This is a genomic window from Rhodococcus sp. IEGM 1302 (assembly GCF_030056935.1).
Classification (GTDB): domain Bacteria; phylum Actinomycetota; class Actinomycetes; order Mycobacteriales; family Mycobacteriaceae; genus Rhodococcus_F; species Rhodococcus_F qingshengii.
Genome location: NZ_JASHKY010000004.1, coordinates 134,434 through 158,313 on the forward strand (window position 1 = coordinate 134,434; position 23,880 = coordinate 158,313).

Below are 23,880 nucleotides of genomic sequence, written 5' to 3' on the forward strand. Positions count from 1 at the left end.
TCGCATCGCTCCGTGGGGTCGACCGCTATACGGGGGCTCACAGTGTTGATACCCTCACCTCATTAAGGGTAGCCTTTGCTACTTACTTCGGGACATCGATTGGCGGCCGTACCAGGTCGTTCCGTCGGGGATGGACTACCTGTAATGAGTGAATCACCAAGAGACTCCAGCGCCGAACCTGCCATTGTCGACATCGTCGGCGTCGGGTTCGGTCCGGCCAACCTCGCGTTGGCCATTGCTGTCGAAGAACACAATGCAAATTGTGCGGCCGTTGATCGGGTGAACGCGCGGTTCTTCGAAAAGCAGTCTCAGTTCGCGTGGCATCCCGGGATGCTGCTCGACGGTGCCACCATGCAGATCGCGTTTCCGAAGGACCTGGTGACGTTCCGGAATCCACAGAGCGGATACAGCTTCTTCTCGTATCTGTTCGAGCAGGGTCGACTGGTCGACTTCGTCAACCACCAGACCTTCTTCCCCACGCGCCACGAATTCAACGACTACCTGTGCTGGGCAGCTCGACGAGTCGACGCGGACGTGCAGTTCGGTACAACCGTCGACGGGGTCGAGGGCATCAAGAACTCCGACGGCGTTGTCGATCGCTTTGCGGTTCGCACCGCCGACGGTGAAACGGTGATCGCGCGCAACATCGTTGTCGGAGCCGGACTGAAAGAGCGGATCCCGGAGTGGGCGACGCCTTCGTCGCGGTGCTTCCACAATCACCAGTTCCTCTTCCATCTCGAAGCAATGCCGGAGCCCGTACACAACCGGTTCGTCGTTCTCGGCGCCGGCCAGAGTGCCGCGGAGATCGTGGACTACCTGCACGCGAACTACCCGAACGCCGAAGTTCACAGTGTTTTTGCCCGCTACGGCTACAGCCCGGCAGACGACAGCCCGTACGCGAACCGCATCTTCGATCCCGAAGCCGTCGATCAGCTGCACGGTGCAGACGCCGCGGAACGACGCCGACTGCTCGATCTGCACCGCAGTACCAATTACTCGGTCGTCGACATCGAACTGATCAACAAGCTGTATGCCACCGAATATCAGGAGATGGTTCGTGGGCCGCGGCGACTGTTCATGCGTCGGGCCTCGGAGATCACGAGTGCCGTGGAGACCGAATCCGGCATCGAACTGGCTGTCCGTAGCAATCTCGACGGCTTGACCGACACGCTGGCGTGCGACGCACTCATTCTGGCCACGGGTTTCACCCCGGCACCTCTGGACGATTTGTTGGGTGAACTCGTGCCGGATTCGTCCGTTCCGCGTAACGTCAGTCGGGATTATCGACTGGCTGTAACGGAGGACGTGACAGGCGGTATCTATCTGCAGGGTGGGACAGAACAGACTCACGGATTGACGTCGTCGCTGCTGTCGAACGTGGCAGTGCGGGCGGGGGAGATTCTGGCGTCGGTGCTGAGCCACCAGAACCGAACTGGTGCGCTTGCTAGTCTGGGCGCACAAGACACGTACGTAACGAGTGAGGCGAGATGAGCACTAACCCTTTCGATGACGAAGACGGCCGCTTCTACGTGCTGGTGAACGACGAGGACCAGCACTCGCTGTGGCCCACGTTTTCCGAGGTCCCCGCCGGCTGGCGAGTGGTGTTCGGTGAAGACAGCCGCAAGGCGTGCCTCGAATACGTCGAGGCCAACTGGACCGACATGCGTCCGAAGAGCCTGCGTGAGGCCATGGAAGCCGATCAGGCTGCCGGTGGAAAGCACGCAGTCGAGAGCTGATTCTCTCACCGCTCGGAACCCCCGAGTGAACAGAAAAGAGCTGGGCACCGTCAGGTGCCCAGCTCTTTCTGCTTGAACGACGCCTACTTCTCGGTGACGGGAACTCGACGCCTGCGCTTGCGGACCATCGGGCGACGTAGCGAGTCCACGCGCATCAGAATCCGTGGACGACGCAGCGTGCGCGCTCCCCATTCGCCGAGCGTGACGCCCGCGGCCAGGGCGCAGCCGATGCCGAAGGCCGACAGCAAGGCAGTCAATCCGATCAGTACCTGGTCGTTGAGCAGCGCGTACAGGCCTCGGTACAGCGACAGACCGGGGAGCAGCGGAGTGATGCCTGCGACCGCGACAACCAGCGGAGGCGTCAGTGCGCGGCGAGCCATCAGACCACCGGCAAGACCGACCACGGTTGCGGCGATTGCGGCGGCGATCACGGGACCGACGTCGAGTGTCTGCACGAAGATCGACACACCACTGCCTGCCGCACCGCCCAGGAACGCCGCGGTGAGTGCACGCCTCTCGGCGTAGCAGGCGAGCGCGTAGAACACCGACGCACACGCACCGGAGAGCATGAGGATCGGCAACTGCGTGATGGTGGAGACTTCCACATTGATCGGTGGAAGCGTCGAACCCAACATCCCGGTCATTCGCAACGAGATTGCGACGCCCGCGATGATGCCGCCCGTCATCATCACCACTTCGAAGAATCGCGCGACAGCTGTAATGGGTGCACCCATGATCGCGTCCTGGACCGAGCCCACCAACGACAGCCCGGACAGCAGAACGACCACTCCGGCCGCGATGACCAACGACGGCCGGATACTGATCCCCAGCTGGTCCTGAAATGTATAGAGCGTGGCGGCGGGCGCAGCCGCGATGAGACCACCGACAACCTGCTGGAAGAAGAACGGCAGGCCGAACCGGTTCAGTACGCGGTTGACTCGATCGATGACCATCGTCGTCAGAAACGCGACTGTGGCAACGAGGAACCCGCCGCCGAGCAGGACGGAGACCGAAGCCGCCATCGCAGCCCAGGCCATGGTCGCGGTCCATCGGTTGTACGGGTGCGGCGCCGTCGTGATGGCTGTGAGCGCGTCGTGCGCTTGGTCCGGTGTGATCGCCTCACGGCGGATACGACGTGTCAGACGGTCGACGGCCGCCAGCCGCGTGAAGTCCATCGAGCGGTAGTGGACGATGCGCATCGTGCTCGCCGGCGGTCGCGTCGGGCCGCGATAGGCAGAGAGCACAATCGAGTTGTAAGTGACGTCGACGTCACACTGGGCAAGGCCGTACGTGGCGGCGATGAACTGCACCTGCTCAGCGGTGTCCATGGCCGCGGTTCCGGATGCGAGGAGGACTTCGCCCACCCGAACCGCGAGGTCCAGGACCTCTGCGACGACGGCGTCGTCTGTCAGGTCGATCGGTTGAAGCGGTGCGGGAGCCGACGTGACCGTGTCGACGGTGGCTTGCCGGTTTCCCGTCAGGCGTGTGAGTACTTCGGTGAATTTCGCCATCAGGGGGCGGAGTGGGAGTTGCGCATGGGGCCCACGCTATCTAACGTGACCCGCGCGCGGCCACCGTGACGGCTTGGATATGATGGCTCCGCAAAGTCAGTCGCGGCAACGCGTCGGTCTTCGCCTCCTTAGCTCAGTGGTAGAGCACTCGCCTTGTAAGCGAAAGGTCGTCGGTTCAATCCCGACAGGAGGCTCCGAAAGAGGAGGCACTCACCAACGTGGTGGGTGCCTCTGTATTTGCTGAGGTGCCGATAGGCGCCCGGTTCAGTTGGTCTCGGGCTTGTTCGTAGCCTGGCGCGGGTCGATCGCGCCGTCGATGTACTGCTGGGCGATCACTCGCAGTTTGACGTTGCTGCGCTGCGAGTCCTGGATGAGAATGCGGAAGGCTCGGTCGGCGTCGACGTGGTGGGTGCCCATGATGATGCCCTTGGCCTGTTCGATGACGCCTCGCGATTCGAGTGCTCGCTCGAGGTCCATCGCGTGCTTTCTGGCGATGTCGAGGCGCTGCGAGCTGTGCAGCGCGTAGGCCGAGGTCACGGCGAACAGTTGGAGCAATGCCACGTCGGCGCCGGTGAAACCTCGGAGGTCGTGGCTGTAGAGATTGAGGGTTCCGAGCGGGCGTTCCCGGCCAGGCAGTGGCATGGACAAGAAGCTGACGGCGCCGACTGCCTTTGCCGCGCTTGCGAATTGAGGCCACCGGCTGTGGGCTTCGCTGGCATGTGCGCGGACAACGGTTCCCGTGCGTGACGACGTCACACTCGGTCCATAGTCCAGTCGGAATTGGATCGAGTCGACGGTGCGAACAAGTTGGTGGGTGGCGGCGACGGTTCGGAATGTCGTGTCCGAACCGCCGATGGTAATTCCGGCCATGTCGGCGTCGGCGATGAGATCGACGGCATGCCTGCAGACTTGTTCGAGAAATTGCTCGGCCTGGGCATGTGGATCGAGGTGCGCGTACAGCGATTGCAGGGCGTCCGAGGCGGCGTCCAGGCTGTCCTGCGACGCGGAATTTCGGCCCCCGGTGGGGCCGCGGTGTCCTCTGGCGATGCGCGGCGCCGTCATTGTCTCAACCACCCTTCCCCATCACGTCGCAGGCATGTCCGATTCGTCTCATTGTTGCACCGGACTAACTGTTGTGCACTCTGTTTCGGTGGACAAGTGTCTGATGGGGCGGACGGTTATGTGAAGTGGTCTGCGTATGCCCAATCGTGATGTTTGATTCGGCCGTTAGCGGGTAGTGCGCCGATCTTGGAATTATGTTGTCCTGCAACAGTTAACGTGGAAACTGCGACCGGGGTACAAGTTTTCTCCGCAATGGCGCGCAGGTCACGAACTTGGCCTATTGTCAGCGCCAGCGCACAATCTTGTACGCGTAACCCGTAGACAGTGAAGGGGATACGACGATGAACGGACTGATCGCGGCTCTGAACAGTGGAATGACCGTTGGCTTGGCCAACACGATCCTGACTTTCGGCGGAATCATCATCAACCTCAACATCGTGATCAACAACTGACCGCGTAATCGGCGAGTAACCGTTTGTTATGCCGATTCGATCGGAAGGTCCGGCCCTGGGCGGTCGCTCTTGCTCTTGAGCCACCGATTGGGAAGTTTGCCGGCAAGTTCTCCGAGTGGACCGACTGCAGCGCTGAGGATTCCGACGGTTTCCTGAAGGACCTCGATGCTCGCGCTCATCCGCTCGAGGTTGGGGGCGAGGGAAGTCAAGGTGTCGGACAGTGCAACGATCTGGTCAAGCGGGCCGCCTTCGGCGATGAGCCGTTCGAAGGCGCCGTTCTCTGCCAGGAGTGTTTCGAGGATGCCGTTCTCGGCCAGTGCGCGATCGATGACACCGTCCTTGGCAGTCAGGCGTTCGACGGCACCGTCTTGCGCTGTCAGGCGTTCCAGCGGACCGTCCTCCGCCATCATTCGGTCGAGGAGACCGTCCGGCGCGAGCAAGCGTTCCAATGCGCCGTTCTCGGCGAGCACCCTATCCAGCGGTCCGCCGGGGGCAAGAAGTCTTTCGAGTGGTCCGCCGGGAGCGAGTAGTCGTTCGAGAGTGCCGTCGGGTGCAGTCAGTTTGTCGACCGGGCCGCCGGGAGAGAGAAGTCGATCGAGTGGCCCACCGGGGGCCAAGGCCTGCCCGATGGGCCGATCGTCAGCGGTGAGCGATGACAACTGCTGGATCATCTGCATGGGTCCGCGGGGGCTTGCCAAGCCGGCAGCACCCGCCGTCACGGCGCCGGTATTACCGACGGCGATACGAACTGTCGTGACCGTCAGCTCGGCGATTCCCAAACTGATCTCTGCGGCTGCAATGCCCGCGCGTAGGGGAAGCGTGAGCATCTCCAGCAGTTTCATGCGTTAACTGTAACCGGTAACACACAAACACTCACCAGGATCGCCGGTCAGTGAAGGACCTTCAGACCGACGACACAGCCGACGATGCCCAGGATCAGCAGTATCTTGACGATCGACGTGGACTCCGCGCCGGTGATCATCGCATATCCCACGGTCAGGGCGGCGCCGATGCCGACCCAGATCGCGTAGGAAGTCCCGATGGGAAGGGTACGCATTGCATACGCGAGGCCGGCCATACTGACGATCAGGCCGAGGACGAAGACGATGGTGGGCGACATCTTGCTGAATCCGTCGGACTTACCGAGTGCGGTAGCCCAGACAGCTTCGAAAAGTCCGGAAATGACGAGCACGATCCATGCCATGGTGAACAACTCCCAAGGCACCGTCTTTTCGCTGGCCGGGTACGGTGCGCTCGTCCGGATGTCGTCGTTGACCACCCAACCATAGCAACAGAATTCTGCGTTCCGACCCGATCAGCTGGCGATTTAGGTCACCACCGCCGTTCGAACTCTCTTCAGATGGATGGTCGACACGGACACCACGATCGTCGCCGTCGCAGCGAGAACAGTCAGAGGAATCGGCGTGTTCACGGCGGCCGGTCCGTGTTCGACGAGCACACCGGTAGACCACCCGAATTCCCGCGAGCCCGGGTCCAAGAAGGTCGGTGAAACCGAGAACAACGTGAAAGCGACGGGCAGCATCGCCCCGCTCGAGACTGCTTCGACGGCAACAGGCATGCATGACGTGACGGCCAGTCCCAGCGCAAGCGGGAGGATGAGGACGTAGGCAACCGTGGTCGGGGCGGCATCCAGCAATCCCGAGAGTGCAGTCACGGCAAGGAGTCCCAGCCCGAGTTGCGGCATCGGTCTTCTCCAGCCGACGACGACGCCCAACGCCAGGGCAGCAGCTCCCGCGGGCATCGCCCAGGTCCAGTCGGATGGAAAGGAAATCGAGCTGACCGAAACCGCGCTGACTGCCAGTCCGACGAGTACGAAACGACCGTCGTGTGGCGGCAACCGCCAAGCCAGTGCGACGGTAACGGCAACCGCCGATACCACCGCGATCACCCATGACCCAGGTGATGTCGTCGAGCCCAACCACACATAGGGAGCCGTGAATACCAGGGGCAGAACAACTCCCAGCTTCACCAGGCGTGCGTCGATGTCGCCCGGCTCCTGATTCGGTCGTGCGAGTGCGGCGACTCCACCCACGAGAAGAGTTGCGGCGAGCAGAATCCAGACGGGAACCGTGGACGGCACGGGGTAGGAATCGCCCGGAAGTGTGAGCGACCACCTGGGGACGCGATCGCGCCATAAGTCCGCTGCGCCGAAGTACAGGGTCGTCGTGGTTACGCCGAGTCCGAGAGCGGTTTGTGCTCCGCGGTGACCCTTCGTCGGAAATGCCGCTGCCGCGAGGAAAGCGCCTGCTCCGACTGCGTTCAGAGTCACCGAAATCTGGGCGGAGACGGGGACGAATGCAGGTAGCGCGATGGCGAGGGCGCCGACTACAGCGAAGACACTCGCGAGACCGCCACGTCCCCAGCGATGCAGTAGCGCTACGCCGACGGCCGCAACCACAGCGGCAGTTGCTCCCGCCCACTGCGGCGTGATCACCACCGAGATAACGCCGGCGTCGGAGAAGGAGAAGTCGTCAACTCGGGACTCGGCCACTGCGTACGCGGCCACCACACCGCCGACCAGCGCGGACGCCACAGGACCGTAGAGCTGAGCGATTTGAACTGGGCTACGTTGCTGCATAATTCGTCGAATTCTTGCACAACTCGCCGATACGACTTATCGTCACATCGCCGTGCGGATCCATCCACACCGGTTCCCTGTCTCGAAGTCGAGGAACCAGCAGATGGCGTCCTCGACTCGGCCACTGAACGAAGTCGTAGCCGGCCAAATTTGTCTGAACTGCGTCGGCGACCCACACCGCAGCGTCCGCGAATGCAGTCTCCATCGACAGTGCGTTGAAGTAGCTGAATCCGCTGATGTCACGTGTGCCTTGCCAGCCGATCGTGACGTTGTAGTCGCTGTTGATCGAAAATTCCCAGATCAAACGGTCGACAACAACTTCAGGTCCGAATCGCAGGCAACGCAGATCTTGGGCAACACCTGCGAGGGCCTGTGCCCAAGACTCCGGTGGCGCGAAGCCGGGATCCTCGCCGGTATCGGAGTTGTTGGTGAACAGAGGAATACGCCAGGTCAAGCACTCCATGTTCCACAGTGGGGGTAGTGACATGCCGCATCCTTCCGGTTCGTGGGCCTGCACCCCAGCTTTTCAGCTGCACCCGGCTTTTCACCTGCACCTGGCTTTTCACCTGTACTCAGTCCATCACATGCACCCGGCCGTTCACAGGAAGCTCCCAGGGAACATACAGCGGGAATCCAGTGGCAGGGGAGAAGATGGTTCTCGTGACCGACAAGACCCCCGAAGCCCGCATCCTCGTTGTCGACGACGAACCCACCATCGTGGAGTTGCTCTCCGTGAGCCTCCGATTCCAGGGTTTCGAGGTGGCAACTGCTTCGAGCGGCGCCCAAGGCCTGGACGTCGCACGGACATTCCGTCCCGACGCGATCGTTCTCGACGTCATGATGCCCGGGATGGACGGCTTCGGTCTGCTTCGGCGCCTGCGCGCCGACGGTGTGGACGCGCCCGTCCTGTTTCTGACGGCGAAGGATTCGCTCGACGACAAGATCAGCGGCCTGACCCTCGGCGCGGACGACTACGTGACCAAGCCGTTCAGCCTCGAAGAAGTCGTGACGCGGTTGCGGGTCATCCTGCGCCGCGCCGGTCGCGGGGTCGCGCCGGAGCAGTCGCCGCGGGTGAAGTTCGCCGACATCGAACTCGACGACGACACCCGCGAGGTCTGGAAGAAGGGCGAGTTGGTTGCACTCTCGCCCACCGAGTTCACACTGCTCCGATACTTCATGGTCAACGCCGGGACGGTTCTCAGCAAACCGCGGATTCTCGACCACGTCTGGAATTACGACTTCGGTGGGGAGGTCGGAGTTGTCGAGTCCTACGTTTCCTACCTGCGGCGCAAGGTGGACACGGGGGAGACACCGCTGATTCACACATTGCGTGGGGTCGGCTACGTGATGCGTGAACCGCGGCAATGATCGCCGCCGCGGAAAACGATCAGCTTCCGAAGCGGGGTCGTTTCCGTCTCCATTCACTGCCGCTGCGCTTCACCCTTGTTGCGGCCTTGCTGGTGTTGGCCGCGCTGGGTCTGTTGGCGTCGGGTGTAGCGGTCACTTCTGCTCTCGAGAATTCACTGACCCAGCGAACCGACAAAACGCTGTACGAAGCGGTCGACGGTTGGGCAAAGCCGCACAGCAGAGATCTGCAGCCGCCCAGTGACGTCGGCCCGGGCACCCGCCCACCCAGCCCCTTCTTCGTTCGGACCGTGACCCCGGACGGACGGGTGATCATCCTGAACGACAAGTCGACGACGACCGAACCCGACCTGTCGAAAGATTCCACCAACGGCCCGATCACCGTCGGATCGAGCGACGGTTCGGACGTGAACTGGCGGGTTCTCACGACGGTCCGCGACGGCACGACCACGACTATCGGTGTGCGACTGACGGATAACGAGCAGACCGTCGACGACTTGGTCGGCCTGCAACTCGGCATCGGCCTGGTTGTCCTGCTGATCCTCGGCGGCGCAGCGTATTTCGTGGTTCGTCGGAGCCTCCGTCCGCTGGTCGAGGTGGAGGAAACTGCCGCTGCCATTGCCGCCGGCGACCTTCATCGACGTGTTCCGGAGCGCGATGACCGCACCGAGGTCGGTCGACTGTCCGTGGCGCTCAACGGAATGCTCGCGCAGATTCAGCACGCATTTGCCGCGACCGAGGCTTCGGAGGAATCGGCCCGGCGTTCCGAGGAGAAGATGCGTAGGTTTGTCGGCGACGCGAGCCACGAGTTGCGCACACCCTTGACGACTATTCGTGGGTTCGCCGAGTTGTATCGCCAAGGCGCCATGACTGATACGGAAACGCTGATGAACCGGATCGAGGGCGAGGCGTCGAGGATGGGACTTCTGGTCGAAGATCTGCTCATGCTGGCAAGACTCGACGAACAGCGTCCACTCGAGAACAAGCCTGTGGATCTGCTTGCAGTTGCGGCGGATTCGGTACAGGCGGCACGAGCGATCGCACCGGATCGAACTGTCGAACTTCAGATGACCGGCGGCCCAGGCCTGCCCGAAGTGCATGGTGACGAGGCCAGACTGCGTCAGGTAGTTGCCAATCTGGTGGGCAACGCGATCAAACACACGCCGCCGGATGCGCAGGTCACCGTTCGTGTCGGTACGACCGAGAACTCCGCGGTGGTCGAGGTTTCGGATACCGGTCAGGGTTTGAGTGACGAGGATGCCGCGCGGATCTTCGAGCGTTTCTACCGCGCCGACACCTCTCGCACCCGTGAGACCGGGGGCGCCGGTCTCGGCCTGTCCATCGTTTCGGCTTTGGTTGCAGCGCACGACGGAACCGTCAGCGTCGAGACCTCCCTCGGGCAGGGGACGACGTTCCGCGTCGAATTGCCGCGTGACCCGAAGGACGACTGACGCCGGATTGCCGCAACCGGTCCCCTCAGAAGTAGGTGTGCACCGTGCCGACGACGCGGTAATCCGAATCGACCTCGGGAATCAGTGACCACTTGTCGAATGTGGTGCAGGGATGCGAGATTCCGCAACCGAGCAGATCGCCGACCTTCACGTCGAAGTCATCCGGAACGTCGACGTACGCGTGCTGGTCGTTGAGTGCGGTGATCGTCAGCTCTCGCGCTGATCGGTTGGATCCGTCGCGTCGGCGCCACAGGACTATGGGAAAGCCTGCGTCGGAACCGACATCGCGGCGGCCGAAGCCCAGGATCACCCGTCCGGGTTCAGGTATGGAGAGCACTACGCCCCAGACCTCTGCGGCTCCCTGCAGAGTTCGCGGACCGTCAGCCCACGGCGAAGTTTCGGCATAGAGACCGTGATCGTGAGTGATGTAGCAACCGCTGCGCAGCACGATGCGTACACCGTTGTCGAGTGCCCATCGGCCGGCCAGCTCGCGTACAACCAGATCGTGAAACGCACTGCCGCCGAAAGTGACCAGTGGCTGGGGAGCCTTTGCGGAGTTGTTCTCGAACAGGTTCTCGGCCACACAGATTTCCGTGAAAACCCGCGCGGATTTGAGATACGAATCGACGGAGATACGGCGGGCTGCTACCGAGGCTCCGGGCATCATGCCCTCGAACCCCTCGACTCCGGTGAGTATCAACGAAGGTGCCTGCGATGCTGCGCGTGCGACGTCGAGTGCTTGCTCGACAGTGCGAGCGCCCGCGCGTCCGCTGTCGTAGCCGAGTTCGACGAGAACCCGGATACGGCTGGCCGGTGAGACTTTCGCGATCAACTGTTCCATCAGGCGGACGCTCTCGACCGAGTCCACGAGGGTGGTGACGAAGAAATCGGGGTCGGTGGCCTGGGCGTCGCAGATCCACCGAATACCGGCGGGATCGAGAACCTGGCTGGCGATGATGATGGTGTCCACACCGAACTCACGCAGAATGCGTGCCTGCGCAACGGTTGCGGCTGTCATCGCCCAAGCCCCGGCGTCGAGTTGCCGTCGAACCAGTTCGGGGCTCATCGTGGTCTTCGCGTGAGGCGCCAGATCCACATCGTGGTCGGAGCAGAACTGCGCCATGAGGTCGACATTGTGCGCGATCGCTGCACGGTTGAGTGTCATCACGGGTAGCAGGAGGTTGCCGTCGAGTGCCGAGATCCCCAGCGGCTCGAGGTCGGAACCGTCGCGACCTTCGAGGTCTGTGCCGAAGGCCTTGTGCTGCCAACCGATCGGGGGGTTCGCGAAATCCGTCATGGCATCGATTGTGCCGTTGATTGCAGACGATGTGTTCATGTGTGGTGACTTTCTGTCAGAACTATGCAGGTCAGAATGAGATCCGGCTACGAGCGGCGTACCGGGCGACCAGGCAACGCGTCCTGGACCACGACACCGTCTTCGACGACGGGTACTCCGCCGACCAGCACGCGGCTGATACCGGTGGAGGGGCGGGTGCCGTCGATGTACGTGGCGTTGTCGGTGATTCGCTCGGGGTCGAAAACGAGGATGTCCGCGTCGCTACCGGGGCTGATCCGGCCTTTCGTCGCCATCGAGGGAACCGACTCCTCCAGAATCTGCGCAGGGATCAACGAGCAGCGCGCGATGATCTCCGACAGCGACAGCAGCCGACGCTCGCGGTACAGCGTACGAATCGCACGTGCGTAGGTGCCGGCGCCGCGGGGGTGGCCGAGTGCCTTCTTCGGCAGTGGCCACTGCAATGAGTCGGCAGGCGAACGGCCGGGCCAGGTCAGTGGCATCGCGTCGCTCGCGATGGCGGCGCGATCGAAAGTCATCGCCCGTTCGAGGAATTCGCGCTGCACGGTGTCGTTCTCGTCGAGGAACTCCACCAGCACCAACCCACCGGGGTCGGTGGCCCGAAGATGTTCCAGCTGCTTGCGGTCCGCGATACGTTCACCGGTGGGTACGAATGTCAGCGACCGTGGTGTCAGATTCATCAGGTGCAGCTTGTCGGGATCGAGAAACGCAGCTCCGACGGCCGTCGACCCGGAACCGTACGGATACGCCTCCGTCGTGACGCGCGATCCGGCTGCCTGAACCTGTGCCACCACCGACAGCGCGTGGTCGACGTGCATTCCCGAGGTGCTGTTGACGTGGCAGTAGTGCATGTGTGCGCCGGTTTCAGCTGCTGCACGGGCGATTTCGACGGCACCATCCACCGGGCTCGACGGATCGGCCGAGATGAGCGGGCGCGCATGGGTATAGGTGGGAACACCGGCTCGGGCCGCGAGATCCGCCACCTGTAGGTACTCCACCGGATCGGATTTCGGCGCGTACCCGACCACCACGCCGATGCCGAGAGCGCCTGCGGCCAGATCGTTTTCGAGGAGTTCGAGAATGTGGGCGCGCTGAGAGGCGGTGGGCTCGCCCTGCCAGCTCGGGGAACCGAGATGGTGCAGGAGCGTTCTGATGTCGCCGTCGGGATCGGCCCCTGAGAGTTCGATCATTCGGGCGTGCGCCCACGACGTCGCGTAGCCGTAGTTGATCGGGCGGCCCTCGGTGCCGGCCCGGGCATATGCCTTTGCAACAGGAATGACGCCGGCTTCCAGTTCGAGGGCCGTCGTGACTCCGTCCAATGCCTGAAGTCGCTGCTCGGCGATTTCCTGTCCGTGGCTGTGCAGGTCGATGAATCCGGGGCAGATGACCTGACCGGTCACGTCGATCGTCTGCCGGGCTTCGATCGCGTCGCGACCCCACGCCGAGACCTTGCCGTCGGTGATCGCGATGCCTCGAACCTCGTCGGTCCCCGATGCGGGATCGACGACACGGCCGCCGGTGAACACGATGTCGTGGACCTGCATCAGCGCTGCACTCCTGTCGTTGGTCGAACCGCCTGGCCCGGCGAATGTCCCGATGGTTTCACGGCTCGGGTATCGGATTCTGGTGTGAACGTCCCAAATGGAGGCCGACTCACCGTTCGAGCGGACAAGAAACGGATGCGCTCGAGTGTGAAGGTGAAAGCGAAGTTATCAATTCAGCCGATTGAGATCGATGGAGGACAGGAATGCACGTCTATGTTTCGGTGGACATGGAGGGTATCGCGGGTATCGCGACGCTCGATCAGACGATCCGCGGCGGTGGCGGCTACCACCGTGCGCAGATGCTCATGACCGCCGAGACCAATGCCGCGATCGCCGGTGCGTTCGACGCCGGTGCGACGAGCGTCCTGGTCAACGACAGCCACGGAACGATGGACAATCTGCTTCACGCCGACCTGGATCCACGGGCGCGTCTGATCTTCGGAACACCGAAGATGCAGTGCATGGCGGAGGGACTGACGTCCGATCACGACGTCGCGCTGTTTGTCGGCTATCACGCACCCGCCGGTGGGCCCGGTGTCCTGGCGCACACGTTCTCGAGCTTGTTCGCCGACGTCCGCCTCGACGGCAAGTCCGTCTCGGAGACCGACGTCAACACCCTCTACGCTGCCACCCAGGGCGTTCCCGTCGGCCTGGTGACGGGTGACGACATCATCTGCGGCTTGGTCGACGCGGCCTCGCCGACAACCGAGACCGTCGAGGTCAAGAAGGCACATGGATGGTCGGCAACCAATTCGCTGCCGCCGTCGCTGGCGTGCGAGCAGATCCGAGCAGGAGCCGAGCGCGCAGTGCGTAAGGCCGACACACTGAAGCCGGTCGAGCTGCGTGACGAATGGACCCTCGAGATCGTTCACCCCACCACCACGGGAGCTGAACTCGCCGAGGCTGTTCCCGGCTCGCGACGGATTTCGGATCGTACGATTTCGCACACACTCGGCAGCGTCGACGACATTCTCGGTCTGATCACTGTCAATGCCCGGCTTGCAGCCGCAGGCGTCTCGACGATCGTGGCAGTCGCCAATCGCACGTAGTGAAGTAGCGACTCCATCGCGAAATGCCGCCGACGCCGTGTGCGCCGGCGGCATTTGTCATCTCTTGGGGCAGAACATGTTCCGACCGACCAAACGTTGCTTCGGCTATTGGTGAAACGGACCAATGCGGTAGACGTGTTCGCTGTCACACTTCATCAGTCTTTTCAATGTTCCAGTCCATGCGGCACAAGACAATTCGGGAGGCTTGATGAAGGCGGAACGCGTCACAGTGGAAGGACCGTCGCGGGCGAGCGACGGTCCGGTTCGAAATATGATGGACAACAGGTCGATTCGTCGTACGACCACCGTTACGGTGGGGCTGCTCAGTACCATCTGGTTGATCGACATGGTGGATCGCGTCATGATCGGGCTTGCGCTTCCGATGATCGGCGACGAATTCTCGCTCAGCAGTACGCAGTTGGGTGGCGTGGTCTCGGTATTCGCGATCTTCTACATGCTCGGGCAGGTCCCCGGCGGAATGTTGGCCGACCGCTTCGGACCCAGGCCACTGTTGATCGTTGCTTTGATCCTGTGGTCGGTGTTCACAGCGTTGACAGGGTTCGCGTGGGGTCTCGTCTCGCTGATGGTCATGCGTGCGATGTTCGGCATCAGCCAGGGGCTCTTTCCAGCGGCGTCGTTCAAGGCTTTGGCTGAGCGGACCCGTCCGAAAACCAGGGCGACCGCGATGGGTTTCATGCTCGGCGCCAACAACCTCGGCCCCGGCATCGCACCGCTGATCATCGCGCCGGTCCTCATGGCCGTGGGGTGGCGTGACGCGTTCTGGCTGGTGGCGATCGTCGGCGCAGTGATCGGCACGGTGGTGTGGTTGGTGCTGCCCGCACCGCTGGACACGGAAATCTCGGAAGATCCCGAGGCAGCCTTGCAACCTCTGGCGAGCGAGCACTCTCGCGCCGCCGTGTTCAAGTCCGCGTCGGTGTGGAAGTTCGCGATTCTGTTCTGCCTGGCCAACATGTCCGCGTACGGGCTGATGACCTGGGTGCCGAGTTATCTGCTCAACGACAAGGGACTCTCGCTGATCGACACGGGAATCTTTGCCGCAATTCCCTTCATCGTCACGGCGCTGGCCACGATTGTGGGCGGGCGGTTGGTGGACAAGTACTTCCACGACCGGGCCAGGATCCTTCTGGTTCCGTGTATGGCCACGTCGGCAGTCCTTTTGTTCCTGATGACCACCGCTGACACCGTCGCGATGTTCACGTTCTACGAGACGTTGGCTCTAGGCATCAGCGGTCTGTGTTCGATGTCGATCTTCGCGATGCCGTTGCGGGCACTTCCGGCCGAATTCCTCGGTTCCGGAATGGGTTTGATCAACGGTTGTGGTCAGTTCGCCGGTTTCATCACCCCGCTCGTGATGGGATGGATGGTGGACCAGTTCTCGTACATGGCTGCATTCGGAGTCCTGGTCGGAGCGACGAGCGCTGCCGCATTGGTGGCCATGATCGTTCCGCAGACCCCGGCGAAATTCTGACAAGGAGACCGAAGATGTCGGCAACGGACGGCACACGAAAGATCGAAGACGACGTCGTCACCGATTTTTCCGAGAAGATGAGTTACGGGGCCTACCTCGGACTCGATACCCTCCTGGATTCGCAGCACCCGGTGAGCGAGCCGGAACACCACGACGAACTCTTGTTCATCATTCAGCACCAGACCAGCGAGTTGTGGCTCAAGCTGTTTCTCCACGAGATACGGGCGGCCAGAGCAGCGATCGCTGCCGACGACATTCGGGTCGCGTTCAAGCGGATCGCACGTGTCAAACACATTCAGGCCACCTTGACCGAGCAGTGGTCGGTGCTGGCGACACTGACGCCGGCGGAGTATGCGGAGTTCAGGGGCGTTCTCGGCAACTCATCGGGGTTCCAGTCGTACCAGTACCGCGCCGTGGAATTCGTGCTCGGAAACAAGAACGCGGGCATGCTGAAGGTGTTCGAATCGGATCCGTCCGCCCATCGATTGTTGGAGACCCTGCTCGGGGAGCCGACACTGTACGACGAGTTCTGGCGGTACCTGTCCAGGCAGGGGTACGACGTTCCGGCGTCGGCTCTCGAACGAGACGTCAGCGCGCCCTACGTGCGAAACGACGAACTGATTCCGCTGGTCAAAGCAATCTACGAGAACGTCGAACAGCACTGGACGGCGTACGAGGCGTTCGAGGAGTTGGTCGACCTCGAGGAGAGCTTTCAGCTGTGGCGGTTCCGGCACCTTCGGACCGTGCTGCGGGTGATCGGCATGAAGAAGGGGACCGGCGGTTCGAGTGGTGGTGCCGGCTTCCTGCAACGTGCGCTGGAGTTGAGCTTCTTTCCCGAGCTGTTTGCCGCCCGAACAGAGATCGGTACCTGACACACCTGCTTGATGACACCCAGCTGTTCGTGACACACGACGAATCCGAGCACGAAGGACAGGAGTCTTGGACAAGATCCGACAGGGTCGCTTCGACCAAGCTTGACTGCGAAGTTGCAAGTCGGTGACAGGAGAGCGTCGGAGTGGACAAGAAATCAATGGTGGCAGACCTGGCGGCGTTGGTAACCGCCGAGTCGCCCAGTTCCGATCTCGGCGCAGTCGATGCATGTGCGGACGTGGTGGCCGAAATCGGCGAACGCCACCTCGGAAGCACCCCCGAACGTATCCGCATCGACGGGCGCCAGCACTTGCGTTGGTCGTTCGGCGCGGAGCCGAAGGTGATGCTCCTGGGCCATTTCGACACCGTCTGGCCTCTCGGAACGCTCGCGGAGTTGCCCTGGTCTGTCACCGACAACATCGCCACCGGACCCGGAGTCTTCGACATGAAGGCCGGCATCGTCCAGCTCTTCCACGCGCTCGCATCGCTTCCGTCGCTCGACGGGGTGGTCGTGCTCCTCAATTCCGACGAGGAAATCGGCTCCCCGACCTCGCGCGCACTGATCGAGGAGCAAGCACGTCAGGTCGACGCGGTGCTGGTCCTCGAAGCCGCAGCCGACGGCGCAGTGAAGACCGCGCGCAAGGGTATGTCGCTGTACTGCGTCGACATCGAGGGACGCGCTGCACACGCCGGACTGGAACCGGAACGAGGTGTGAACGCTGTAGTGGAGCTCGCACACCAGATTCAGGCCGTGGTGGAGCTCGCGGACCCGGTGGCGGGAACGTCGGTGGTGCCGTCCGTGATCAGTGGCGGCACGACCACCAATACTGTTGCAGCGCAAGCGCAACTGTGGTGTGACGTTCGCATGTGGTCGGCGAAGGAACAGGAACGCATCGACCGTTCGATCCGTGCACTGACACCGGCGCTGGCCGAAAGTCGAATTTCGGTGTCCGGAGGCCCCAACCGTGGACCACTTGAATCAGTGTCTTCGGAGAAGCTGTACTTTCTCGCTCACCAGGTCAGCAGTGAGAGCGGCTTGGGGATGCTGCGCGACTGCGCCGTCGGCGGTGCATCGGACGGAAATTTCACTGCCGCAGTAGGAACTCCCACGTTGGACGGCCTCGGTGCCGTCGGCGGTGGCGCCCACGCAGCGACAGAACACGTAGAGATAGATCAGATGATCCCGCGCGCCACCTTGTTGGCCGGTCTGGTGACTCGAATCCTGGAGGGAGGACTGTGACTATGACGTCGCCGAACAATGTCCAACGCAAGACCGTTCAACCATTCGGAGGTGTATCGCCTTCACGGATGCGGCAAGCAATCAGCCAAGCCGAGCAGGCCGCCCTGCTTGCATGTGTGACTATCGAAACCGTCACCGGGCATGCCGAGTTGGAACAGGTATTCGGTCTGTTCGAGAAGGTATGGCAGCCGGAGAGCGGTAACCCTCCCGTCCATCGGGACATGATGAAAGCGCTCGCACACTCCGGTAACTACGTCGCCGGCGCGTTTCGTGGCGGCGACTTGATCGGCGGCTCGGTTGCATTCTTCGAGGAACCGCAACATCGTTCTTTGCATTCGCACATCACGGGGATCCTCCCGAACGTGCAGAACGGGCACATCGGCCTCGCGTTGAAACTGTTCCAGCGAGCGTGGGCACTGGAACGGGGAATTCTCCACGTGCGGTGGACTTTCGACCCGCTCGTCGCACGCAATGCCTACTTCAACGTCTCGAAACTCGGTGCGCTCCCGATCCAGTATCTGCCGCGTTTCTACGCGCCGATGAACGACAGTCTCAACGGCGGCGCAGACAGCGACCGATTGCTGATCGACTGGGAAATCGGTAGCAGCAAGGTTTCCGACGTCGTCGCCGGTTCGGGAGAAGTCCCGACTCCCGAGTCCTTGGGGGCGAGCGAACTGCTGTCCGTCTCCGAAGCCGGCCTGCCCGTGTTGAAGTCGACCAAGAATCGATTCGTCACGGTGGCTACACCGAATGACGTGTACACACTGCGTAAGTCGGACCCGGCGGCGGCGAACGACTGGCGCCTGGCAGTCCGCGAGACTCTCGGTGGTGTGCTCGCCGAGAACGGAGTGGTTCTCGCAGTTACCAGAACCGGAAAGTACGTGCTGGACCGTGCGCCGGGAACACAGGCAGGCAGGACAACAGCGGAGGTTACATCGTGAAGATCGACGGAGTTGAATTACGCCGGGCGGCAATGCCGTTGAAAGCGCCGTTCCGTACCTCGTTCGGCACCGAGACCACCAAGGACGTGTTGTTCGTCAAGGTAGTCACCTCGGAGTCGGAGGGCTGGGGCGAGTGCGTGGCGATGTCCGAGCCTCGCTACTGCTCCGAATACACGGACGGCGCCGCCGAAGTCCTTCGTAAGTTCCTGATTCCGTCTCTGGGTCAACTCACCGATCCCGACGTGCACGCACTGAGCGCGACGATGGAACAGTTCGCCGGGCACCCCATGGCCAAAGCGGCACTGGAAACCGCATTTCTCGACGCCGAGTTACGGGCTGCCGGGACGAGCATGTCTTCGTACCTGGGCGCGGTGGTCGATCGCGTACCCGCGGGTGTCTCGGTGGGTATCAAGAATTCGATCGATGAGCTGCTAGAGGAGGTAGGCGGGTTCCTCGATGCCGGATACCTGCGCATCAAACTGAAGATCGAACCGGGCTGGGACATCGAGCCGGTTCGCGCAGTCCGCGAGAGGTTCGGCGACGACGTACTCCTCCAGGTCGACGCGAACACCGCGTACACCCTGGCTGACGCCCGCCATCTCCAGCGGCTCGACGACTTCGACCTCCTGCTGATCGAGCAGCCGCTTCCCGAAGAGGAACTGCGCGGCCACGCCAGGCTGGCCGAGATGATGCGGACGCCGGTCTGCCTCGACGAGTCGATCACCTCCGCGAAGGTCACCGCCGACGCGCTGGCAATCGGTGCGTGCAGCGTGGTGAACATCAAACCGGGACGTGTGGGCGGTTATCTGGAATCGCGTCGTATCCACGACGTCTGCAAGGCCAACGGAATTGCCGTGTGGTGCGGCGGAATGCTCGAGACCGGAATCGGCAGGGCCGCCAACGTCGCGCTTGCCGCGCTCCCCGGATTTGTCCTACCAGGCGATACATCGGCTTCCGACCGGTACTTCGCCGAAGACATCACCGAGCCGTTCGTACTCGACAACGGTTACGTGAAGGTTCCGGAAGGACCGGGTATCGGCGTCGAACCGATCCCCGACCTGCTCGAAGCAATTACCACGTCGGTCGAATGGATCGGCATGGATCGGCTTTGACGAATCACTATGACACACTTCGTTCACCGGACGAAGGAGTGATAGACGTGGGCACCGTACGACCTCGCATCAGTTTGGTGCGGCTTCTCGAAGACGTGGGAACTACGGTGCTGAATCCGGTTGTCGGCGACCCGGAGGCGGTCCAGGAGATCGCCTCGGTGGTCATTCACGACCCCGACGACGACTCACCCTCGACACCGGACTCCATGGTGCTGCTCGTCGGCGTCACCGGAGGCGAACGTATCGCGGAGTCCGTGGCCGGCCTGGCCGAGCGCGGAGTACGCGTGGTGGTCGCGCGAGTGACCGCCGAGGTCAGCGATGCGGACCGCGAATCCGTCATCGCCTCGGGCGTCGTGCTGTTGGCCTTGGCGCGTGGAGTCTCGTGGGTTCAGCTGACAAGCCTGCTTCATTCGGTGCTCTCGGCCCGAAACGAAGTCGGGCACATCCACTCACGCGGAGGTGGCCCGGCCGGCGATCTGTTCGCCTTCGCCAACGCTGTCAGCGCACTTCTCGATGCGCCGATCACGATCGAGGACCGAAGCTCACGGGTCATCGCCTTCTCCGGCCGCCAGGAAGAAGGAGACGGTCCACGTATCGCGACCGTTCTGGAGCGGCAAGTTCCTGACCAGTACATTCGAGTGCTCGAAGAGGCCGGGGTCTTCGACCGGCTCTATCGCAGCGACGATCCGGTGTGGGTCTCGGCCGAGACCCTCGGTACCAAAATGGGTCGTATCGCCGTGTCCATCAGAGCCGGCGACGAGTTCCTCGGCTCCATGTGGGTGGCAACCGGTGAGCCGATGTCCGACGACCGGATGCGTGCTCTGCGCGATTCAGCCGGGTTGATCGCGCTGCAGATGTTGCGGTTGCGCGGCGGCGCCGACGCCGAGCGCCGACTGCGCGCAGACCTGATCGCAACCCTTCTCGACGGTGGGTCAGGTGCGGTCGACGCGATGAATCGCCTCGGTCTCGGGACCGGTCCCGCACTCGTGATGGCTTTGGGTCGTAGGTCTTTCGAAGGATCGTCGAAGCCGGACGATGCCGCCCACGTGGTGCGACTGACCGACGCTCTGGCCATGCACCTCGGCGCCGTCCACTCGCAGTCGGCGGCAGCCTTGGTCAACGGAACCGGCTACGCGGTGCTGTCTGTGCGAGGGCATTCCCCGGCCGAAGCCGAGTTGCAGGCGTTCCGTGTGGCCTCGGACTTCCTGGACCGCACCGGAGCGTCCGGCGACACGATCATCGGGATCGGCCGGGTCGTGACCAGACCGGCGCAGCTGAGCCGATCGAAGCGCGACGCCGAACATGCCCTCGAAGTGTTGTTGGCGGGACGAGCGTCGGGCAGCGTCGCCACCTTCAGTAGCGTCCACGTCGATGCCATCCTGTTGGAGATCGCGTCGGAAGCTGCAGCCGAAGGGTTCTCGGACCTCGGACCGATCGAGGCGATCGCCAGCCACGACGCCGCTCATGCGACCTCGTTCGTGGACACTCTCGATGCGTGGCTCAACGCGTTCGGTGATGTCGGTGACGCCGCGGCGTCATTGCACGTGCACCCCAACACCTTTCGGTATCGTCTCAGCAAGTTGAAGGGTATGGCCGCGTTGGATCTCGACGACCCCAACGTCCGCTTCCGGTTGATGGTGCATCTTCGTCTGCGCGGTCCACGCTAGCTCGAAAGCCGAAAAATGCGGGTCGCACTGATTTCTCAGCGCGACCCGCATTCTTTGTCAGTGGGTTCGGATCAGCTGTTGTTGCGAAGTGCTTCGACAGCGATGCGGCCGACGGTTCCGATGGAGGCGTCGATCTTCGGGGCGCGGTGGGTGAGCTCGTGGGACTTGGTGAAGACACCGACGGCGTAACGCTTGCCGTCCGGGTACGCCACGACGCCGGCTTCGTTTCGTACCAGTCCCAGCGTTCCGGTCTTGGCGGCGACAGTGACCTCGTCGGGGAAACCGGACGAAAGGCGGTGCGGCCAGACCTGCTTGCTCATGATGGTTCGGACCTCTTCACAAGCCGATGCGGGGCCGGCTTCGTCCCTCCAGATTGCAGCCAGCAACATTGTGATCTCACGAGGAGTACTGGAATTGGAGCGGGCGGGATCCATGACGGAAATTGTCCGAAGAATTTCGATGGGGGGCATTTCCAGCAAGGTGCCCTTGTCGACGCCGAGGTCGTCGTAGACCGTCTTGAAGAGGCCTCGGCAGTCACGGACCAAGTTGGTCTTCTCCAAACCGAGCCCGCGCAGCGTTGCGACGATGTTGTCGAGTCCGAGACGTTCGTACAAGAAATCCGTGGCGGCGTTGTCGCTGAAGCTCATCATGAGCAGGGCGAGGTCTCGCCAGCTTGCAGTCACGTCGTCGGCGCAGCCGCCGATACCGATGCCGCCGGAGCGGAACTCGGAGGTCACCGTGGCGTGCTCGGTCGGATCAAGGGTGCCTGCCGCTACTTCACGGGCGTACTGAAGCACAACAGGAATCTTGAAAACGGAGGCGAGGATGACACCTTCGTCCGCGCCGTAGCCGAACTCTTCGCCGGAATCGATGTCGCGTGCGTGGACGTAGGCATCGGTCTTCGCTTCGGCGAGTACAGCAGCGATCTCCTGCTGTGCGCTCTCAACGTACGTGGCGGTTTCGGTCATTCGAGAAGCCCTTTCGTCGGTATCCATGTATCTGGGTTATTCGTGGATCTGACGATAGTGAGTCGACGACGGGGGGTCTTGTACGAATCGACGAAGGTTGGCGCACGGTTCGGTGCTGATGCGCCGAATCATCCGGGCGTCGGGGTGTTCTCCGGATCAGGACGCATAAGTTTCGAGGCGACATCCGACCAGTTCGGCGACGGCGCTGCGTCGCTTGTCGGAGACCACGCCTGCCAACAGGAGGGTGAACAATTCGTCGATACGGTCGTTCAAATCGCTTCGTCTGGTGAGCACGTTCGAAACCAGTTGAACGCCGGTGAATGCCGAGATCACCACGCGACCCACCGATTCCGGCTCCACATCGTCGCGGATGTCGCCTTCGAGCTTCGCGGCCTCGGCCAGTTTTCGAAGCTCGCGGATCCACGCGACGTACGGGCCTTGCGAACCGTCGGCAGAGGCCAACTCGAGGGTAAGTCGGATTCCCGCACGAACAATAGGTTCTGCGACGAGTTGGCGGCCCATCTCATGGCACACCATAACGAGCTGTTCCAGTGCCGGTGCGCCTGTGGCTGCAACTGCGGTGAAGGCACTGATCGAGATCTGGTGCTGTTCTTCGATCACCGCCTGAGCCAGTTCGTCTTTGGACGAGAAGTGAAAATAGACCGCGCCCTTGGTCATCTGCGCCGCGGACACGATGTCATTCATGCTCGTGCTGCCGTACCCCGTGACTTCGAACCGATCAGCAGCACCTTGAAGAATCTGTCGGCGACTGATCTTGGCACGTTCCTGCATTGCTCCCTTGTCCTCCGACTGTTAACACGTGAACCAGTTTTAGGGCCCTAGGTCCCGGACCAGCGACCCACGGTAGCAGCGAATCTCGTGCTCGCGCGACAGCGCGAAACGGACTGTTCGGTGTGCAATCGCAGGTCACGGTCGGTAGGAGCGACAAATGCGACCGCCGCAACCTCCGTTGGAGGCTGCGGCGGGGAGTCCAGTTATCGGCCAGCGAAATTCGGTCGAAGGTATGCGATCAACGAGTCGAGACAGTTGCCTCGAAGCCGAGGTCGCGTAGCGCCGACTTGAGTTTGGACTGTGCCTCGTCGAGAGATTCGGGTGACGGCGAGGTGTCGGCGCCACTGATGTCGAAGTTCCCCATGTCGTATGCGGGGAAAACATGAACGTGAAGATGCGGAACTTCCAGACCTGCGATGAGGAGACCCGACCGAGGCGCGTCGAACGCCTTACGCACGGCTTGGCCGAGGTTGCGGGCAACAGCGGTGACCTTGGCAAAGAGTTCAGGATCCACGTCCTGCCACTGATCGACCTCGGCTCGCGGAACCACAAGCACGTGGCCCTGCGTTACCGGCGCGATGGTCAAGAACGCGACGACGTCCTCGTCCTCCCACACGAAACGTCCTGGTAGATCCCCGTTGATGATGGCACTGAAGACTGAAGGCATATCCCGAGATTAGCCCGCGTCCGGTTGCCAGGAAACTCCCAGGCTGGACG

22 protein-coding genes, 1 tRNA gene and 1 riboswitch are annotated in these 23,880 nt (G+C 62.3%); of the genes, 12 read left to right on the forward strand and 11 right to left on the reverse strand.

Annotated elements, in window-relative coordinates; translation table 11 throughout:
* Window positions 1–144 precede the first annotated feature (144 nt).
* Window positions 145–1,491 carry a lysine N(6)-hydroxylase/L-ornithine N(5)-oxygenase family protein gene (locus QM609_RS09755; RefSeq protein WP_007734359.1) on the forward strand — a complete coding sequence of 449 codons (1,347 nt, stop codon included), beginning with the start codon at window positions 145–147 and terminating at the stop codon, window positions 1,489–1,491.
* On the forward strand, window positions 1,488–1,736 hold the full coding sequence (locus QM609_RS09760) for an MbtH family protein (RefSeq protein WP_003945538.1): 249 nt from the start codon (window positions 1,488–1,490) through the stop codon (window positions 1,734–1,736). The genes QM609_RS09755 and QM609_RS09760 overlap by 4 nt, the downstream gene beginning before the upstream one ends.
* An 83-nt stretch (window positions 1,737–1,819) precedes the next feature.
* Here QM609_RS09760 and QM609_RS09765 read toward each other — a convergent pair whose 3' ends face one another.
* Window positions 1,820–3,247 carry a threonine/serine exporter family protein gene (locus tag QM609_RS09765; protein ID WP_007734361.1) on the reverse strand — a complete coding sequence of 476 codons (1,428 nt, stop codon included), beginning with the start codon at window positions 3,245–3,247 and terminating at the stop codon, window positions 1,820–1,822.
* Between the two features lie 122 nt (window positions 3,248–3,369).
* Here QM609_RS09765 and QM609_RS09770 point away from each other — a divergent pair.
* A tRNA-Thr gene (locus QM609_RS09770) sits at window positions 3,370–3,441 on the forward strand.
* Between the two features lie 70 nt (window positions 3,442–3,511).
* Here the strand turns inward: QM609_RS09770 and QM609_RS09775 are convergent.
* From QM609_RS09775 to QM609_RS09795, 5 genes are all read right to left on the reverse strand, one after another.
* Entirely contained in the window at window positions 3,512–4,309 is a 798-nt protein-coding gene (locus QM609_RS09775) for a GAF and ANTAR domain-containing protein (protein ID WP_003945473.1), read from the reverse strand.
* Between the two features lie 478 nt (window positions 4,310–4,787).
* Complete coding sequence (locus QM609_RS09780; RefSeq protein ID WP_003945831.1) at window positions 4,788–5,603, reverse strand: hypothetical protein; 816 nt, start codon at window positions 5,601–5,603, stop codon at window positions 4,788–4,790.
* 47 nt (window positions 5,604–5,650) lie between these two features.
* The gene (locus tag QM609_RS09785) at window positions 5,651–5,965 is read right to left on the reverse strand and encodes a DMT family transporter (RefSeq protein ID WP_007734365.1); all 315 of its coding nucleotides are present in this window, start codon (window positions 5,963–5,965) and stop codon (window positions 5,651–5,653) included.
* A gap of 14 nt (window positions 5,966–5,979) precedes the next feature.
* Window positions 5,980–6,045: riboswitch (guanidine-III (ykkC-III) riboswitch) on the reverse strand.
* A 43-nt stretch (window positions 6,046–6,088) separates the two neighbouring features.
* On the reverse strand, window positions 6,089–7,360 hold the full coding sequence (locus tag QM609_RS09790; protein ID WP_054188089.1) for a hypothetical protein: 1,272 nt from the start codon (window positions 7,358–7,360) through the stop codon (window positions 6,089–6,091).
* Window positions 7,347–7,847, reverse strand: a complete 501-nt coding sequence (locus QM609_RS09795) for a hypothetical protein (protein ID WP_054188090.1) — start codon at window positions 7,845–7,847, stop codon at window positions 7,347–7,349. Before QM609_RS09795 ends, QM609_RS09790 begins: the two co-directional genes overlap by 14 nt.
* A 164-nt stretch (window positions 7,848–8,011) precedes the next feature.
* Between QM609_RS09795 and QM609_RS09800 the strand changes: the two genes are divergently transcribed.
* Together QM609_RS09800 and QM609_RS09805 are read left to right on the forward strand one after the other, a co-directional pair.
* Window positions 8,012–8,728, forward strand: a complete 717-nt coding sequence (locus QM609_RS09800; protein ID WP_007734368.1) for a response regulator transcription factor — start codon at window positions 8,012–8,014, stop codon at window positions 8,726–8,728.
* On the forward strand, window positions 8,725–10,176 hold the full coding sequence (locus QM609_RS09805) for a sensor histidine kinase (protein WP_003945873.1): 1,452 nt from the start codon (window positions 8,725–8,727) through the stop codon (window positions 10,174–10,176). Before QM609_RS09800 ends, QM609_RS09805 begins: the two co-directional genes overlap by 4 nt.
* A gap of 25 nt (window positions 10,177–10,201) precedes the next feature.
* Here QM609_RS09805 and QM609_RS09810 read toward each other — a convergent pair whose 3' ends face one another.
* Both QM609_RS09810 and QM609_RS09815 read right to left on the reverse strand, forming a co-directional pair.
* Window positions 10,202–11,473, reverse strand: coding sequence for an alanine racemase (locus tag QM609_RS09810; RefSeq protein ID WP_228232448.1), 1,272 nt, complete (start codon window positions 11,471–11,473; stop codon window positions 10,202–10,204).
* Window positions 11,474–11,559: 86 nt separating this feature from the next.
* Entirely contained in the window at window positions 11,560–13,035 is a 1,476-nt protein-coding gene (locus tag QM609_RS09815) for an amidohydrolase family protein (protein WP_054188091.1), read from the reverse strand.
* Window positions 13,036–13,238: 203 nt separating this feature from the next.
* On the opposite strand from QM609_RS09815, the gene QM609_RS09820 reads away from it, so the two are divergent.
* From QM609_RS09820 to QM609_RS09850, 7 genes are all read left to right on the forward strand, one after another.
* Entirely contained in the window at window positions 13,239–14,084 is an 846-nt protein-coding gene (locus QM609_RS09820) for a M55 family metallopeptidase (RefSeq protein WP_054188092.1), read from the forward strand.
* A gap of 208 nt (window positions 14,085–14,292) precedes the next feature.
* Window positions 14,293–15,573: an MFS transporter gene (locus QM609_RS09825; RefSeq protein ID WP_037132270.1), complete on the forward strand. Its 1,281-nt coding sequence runs from the start codon at window positions 14,293–14,295 to the stop codon at window positions 15,571–15,573.
* Window positions 15,574–15,587: 14 nt separating this feature from the next.
* Complete coding sequence (locus tag QM609_RS09830) at window positions 15,588–16,445, forward strand: tryptophan 2,3-dioxygenase (protein WP_019747028.1); 858 nt, start codon at window positions 15,588–15,590, stop codon at window positions 16,443–16,445.
* Between the two features lie 143 nt (window positions 16,446–16,588).
* Complete coding sequence (locus tag QM609_RS09835; RefSeq protein ID WP_051649497.1) at window positions 16,589–17,683, forward strand: M20 family metallopeptidase; 1,095 nt, start codon at window positions 16,589–16,591, stop codon at window positions 17,681–17,683.
* Between the two features lie 68 nt (window positions 17,684–17,751).
* Window positions 17,752–18,624, forward strand: a complete 873-nt coding sequence (locus tag QM609_RS09840) for a GNAT family N-acetyltransferase (RefSeq protein WP_063836232.1) — start codon at window positions 17,752–17,754, stop codon at window positions 18,622–18,624.
* Window positions 18,621–19,736: an o-succinylbenzoate synthase gene (gene menC, locus QM609_RS09845; protein ID WP_058227615.1), complete on the forward strand. Its 1,116-nt coding sequence runs from the start codon at window positions 18,621–18,623 to the stop codon at window positions 19,734–19,736. Before QM609_RS09840 ends, menC begins: the two co-directional genes overlap by 4 nt.
* 47 nt (window positions 19,737–19,783) lie before the next feature.
* The gene (locus QM609_RS09850) at window positions 19,784–21,403 is read left to right on the forward strand and encodes a PucR family transcriptional regulator (RefSeq protein ID WP_058039306.1); all 1,620 of its coding nucleotides are present in this window, start codon (window positions 19,784–19,786) and stop codon (window positions 21,401–21,403) included.
* 71 nt (window positions 21,404–21,474) lie between these two features.
* Here the strand turns inward: QM609_RS09850 and QM609_RS09855 are convergent, their stop codons facing one another.
* The 3 genes from QM609_RS09855 to QM609_RS09865 all read right to left on the reverse strand — a co-directional run bounded on the left by QM609_RS09855 (window position 21,475) and on the right by QM609_RS09865 (window position 23,830).
* Complete coding sequence (locus tag QM609_RS09855; protein WP_054188096.1) at window positions 21,475–22,371, reverse strand: serine hydrolase; 897 nt, start codon at window positions 22,369–22,371, stop codon at window positions 21,475–21,477.
* Window positions 22,372–22,527: 156 nt separating this feature from the next.
* The gene (locus tag QM609_RS09860; protein WP_007734383.1) at window positions 22,528–23,163 is read right to left on the reverse strand and encodes a ScbR family autoregulator-binding transcription factor; all 636 of its coding nucleotides are present in this window, start codon (window positions 23,161–23,163) and stop codon (window positions 22,528–22,530) included.
* 238 nt (window positions 23,164–23,401) lie between these two features.
* On the reverse strand, window positions 23,402–23,830 hold the full coding sequence (locus QM609_RS09865) for an HIT family protein (protein WP_054188098.1): 429 nt from the start codon (window positions 23,828–23,830) through the stop codon (window positions 23,402–23,404).
* Window positions 23,831–23,880: the final 50 nt, after the last annotated feature.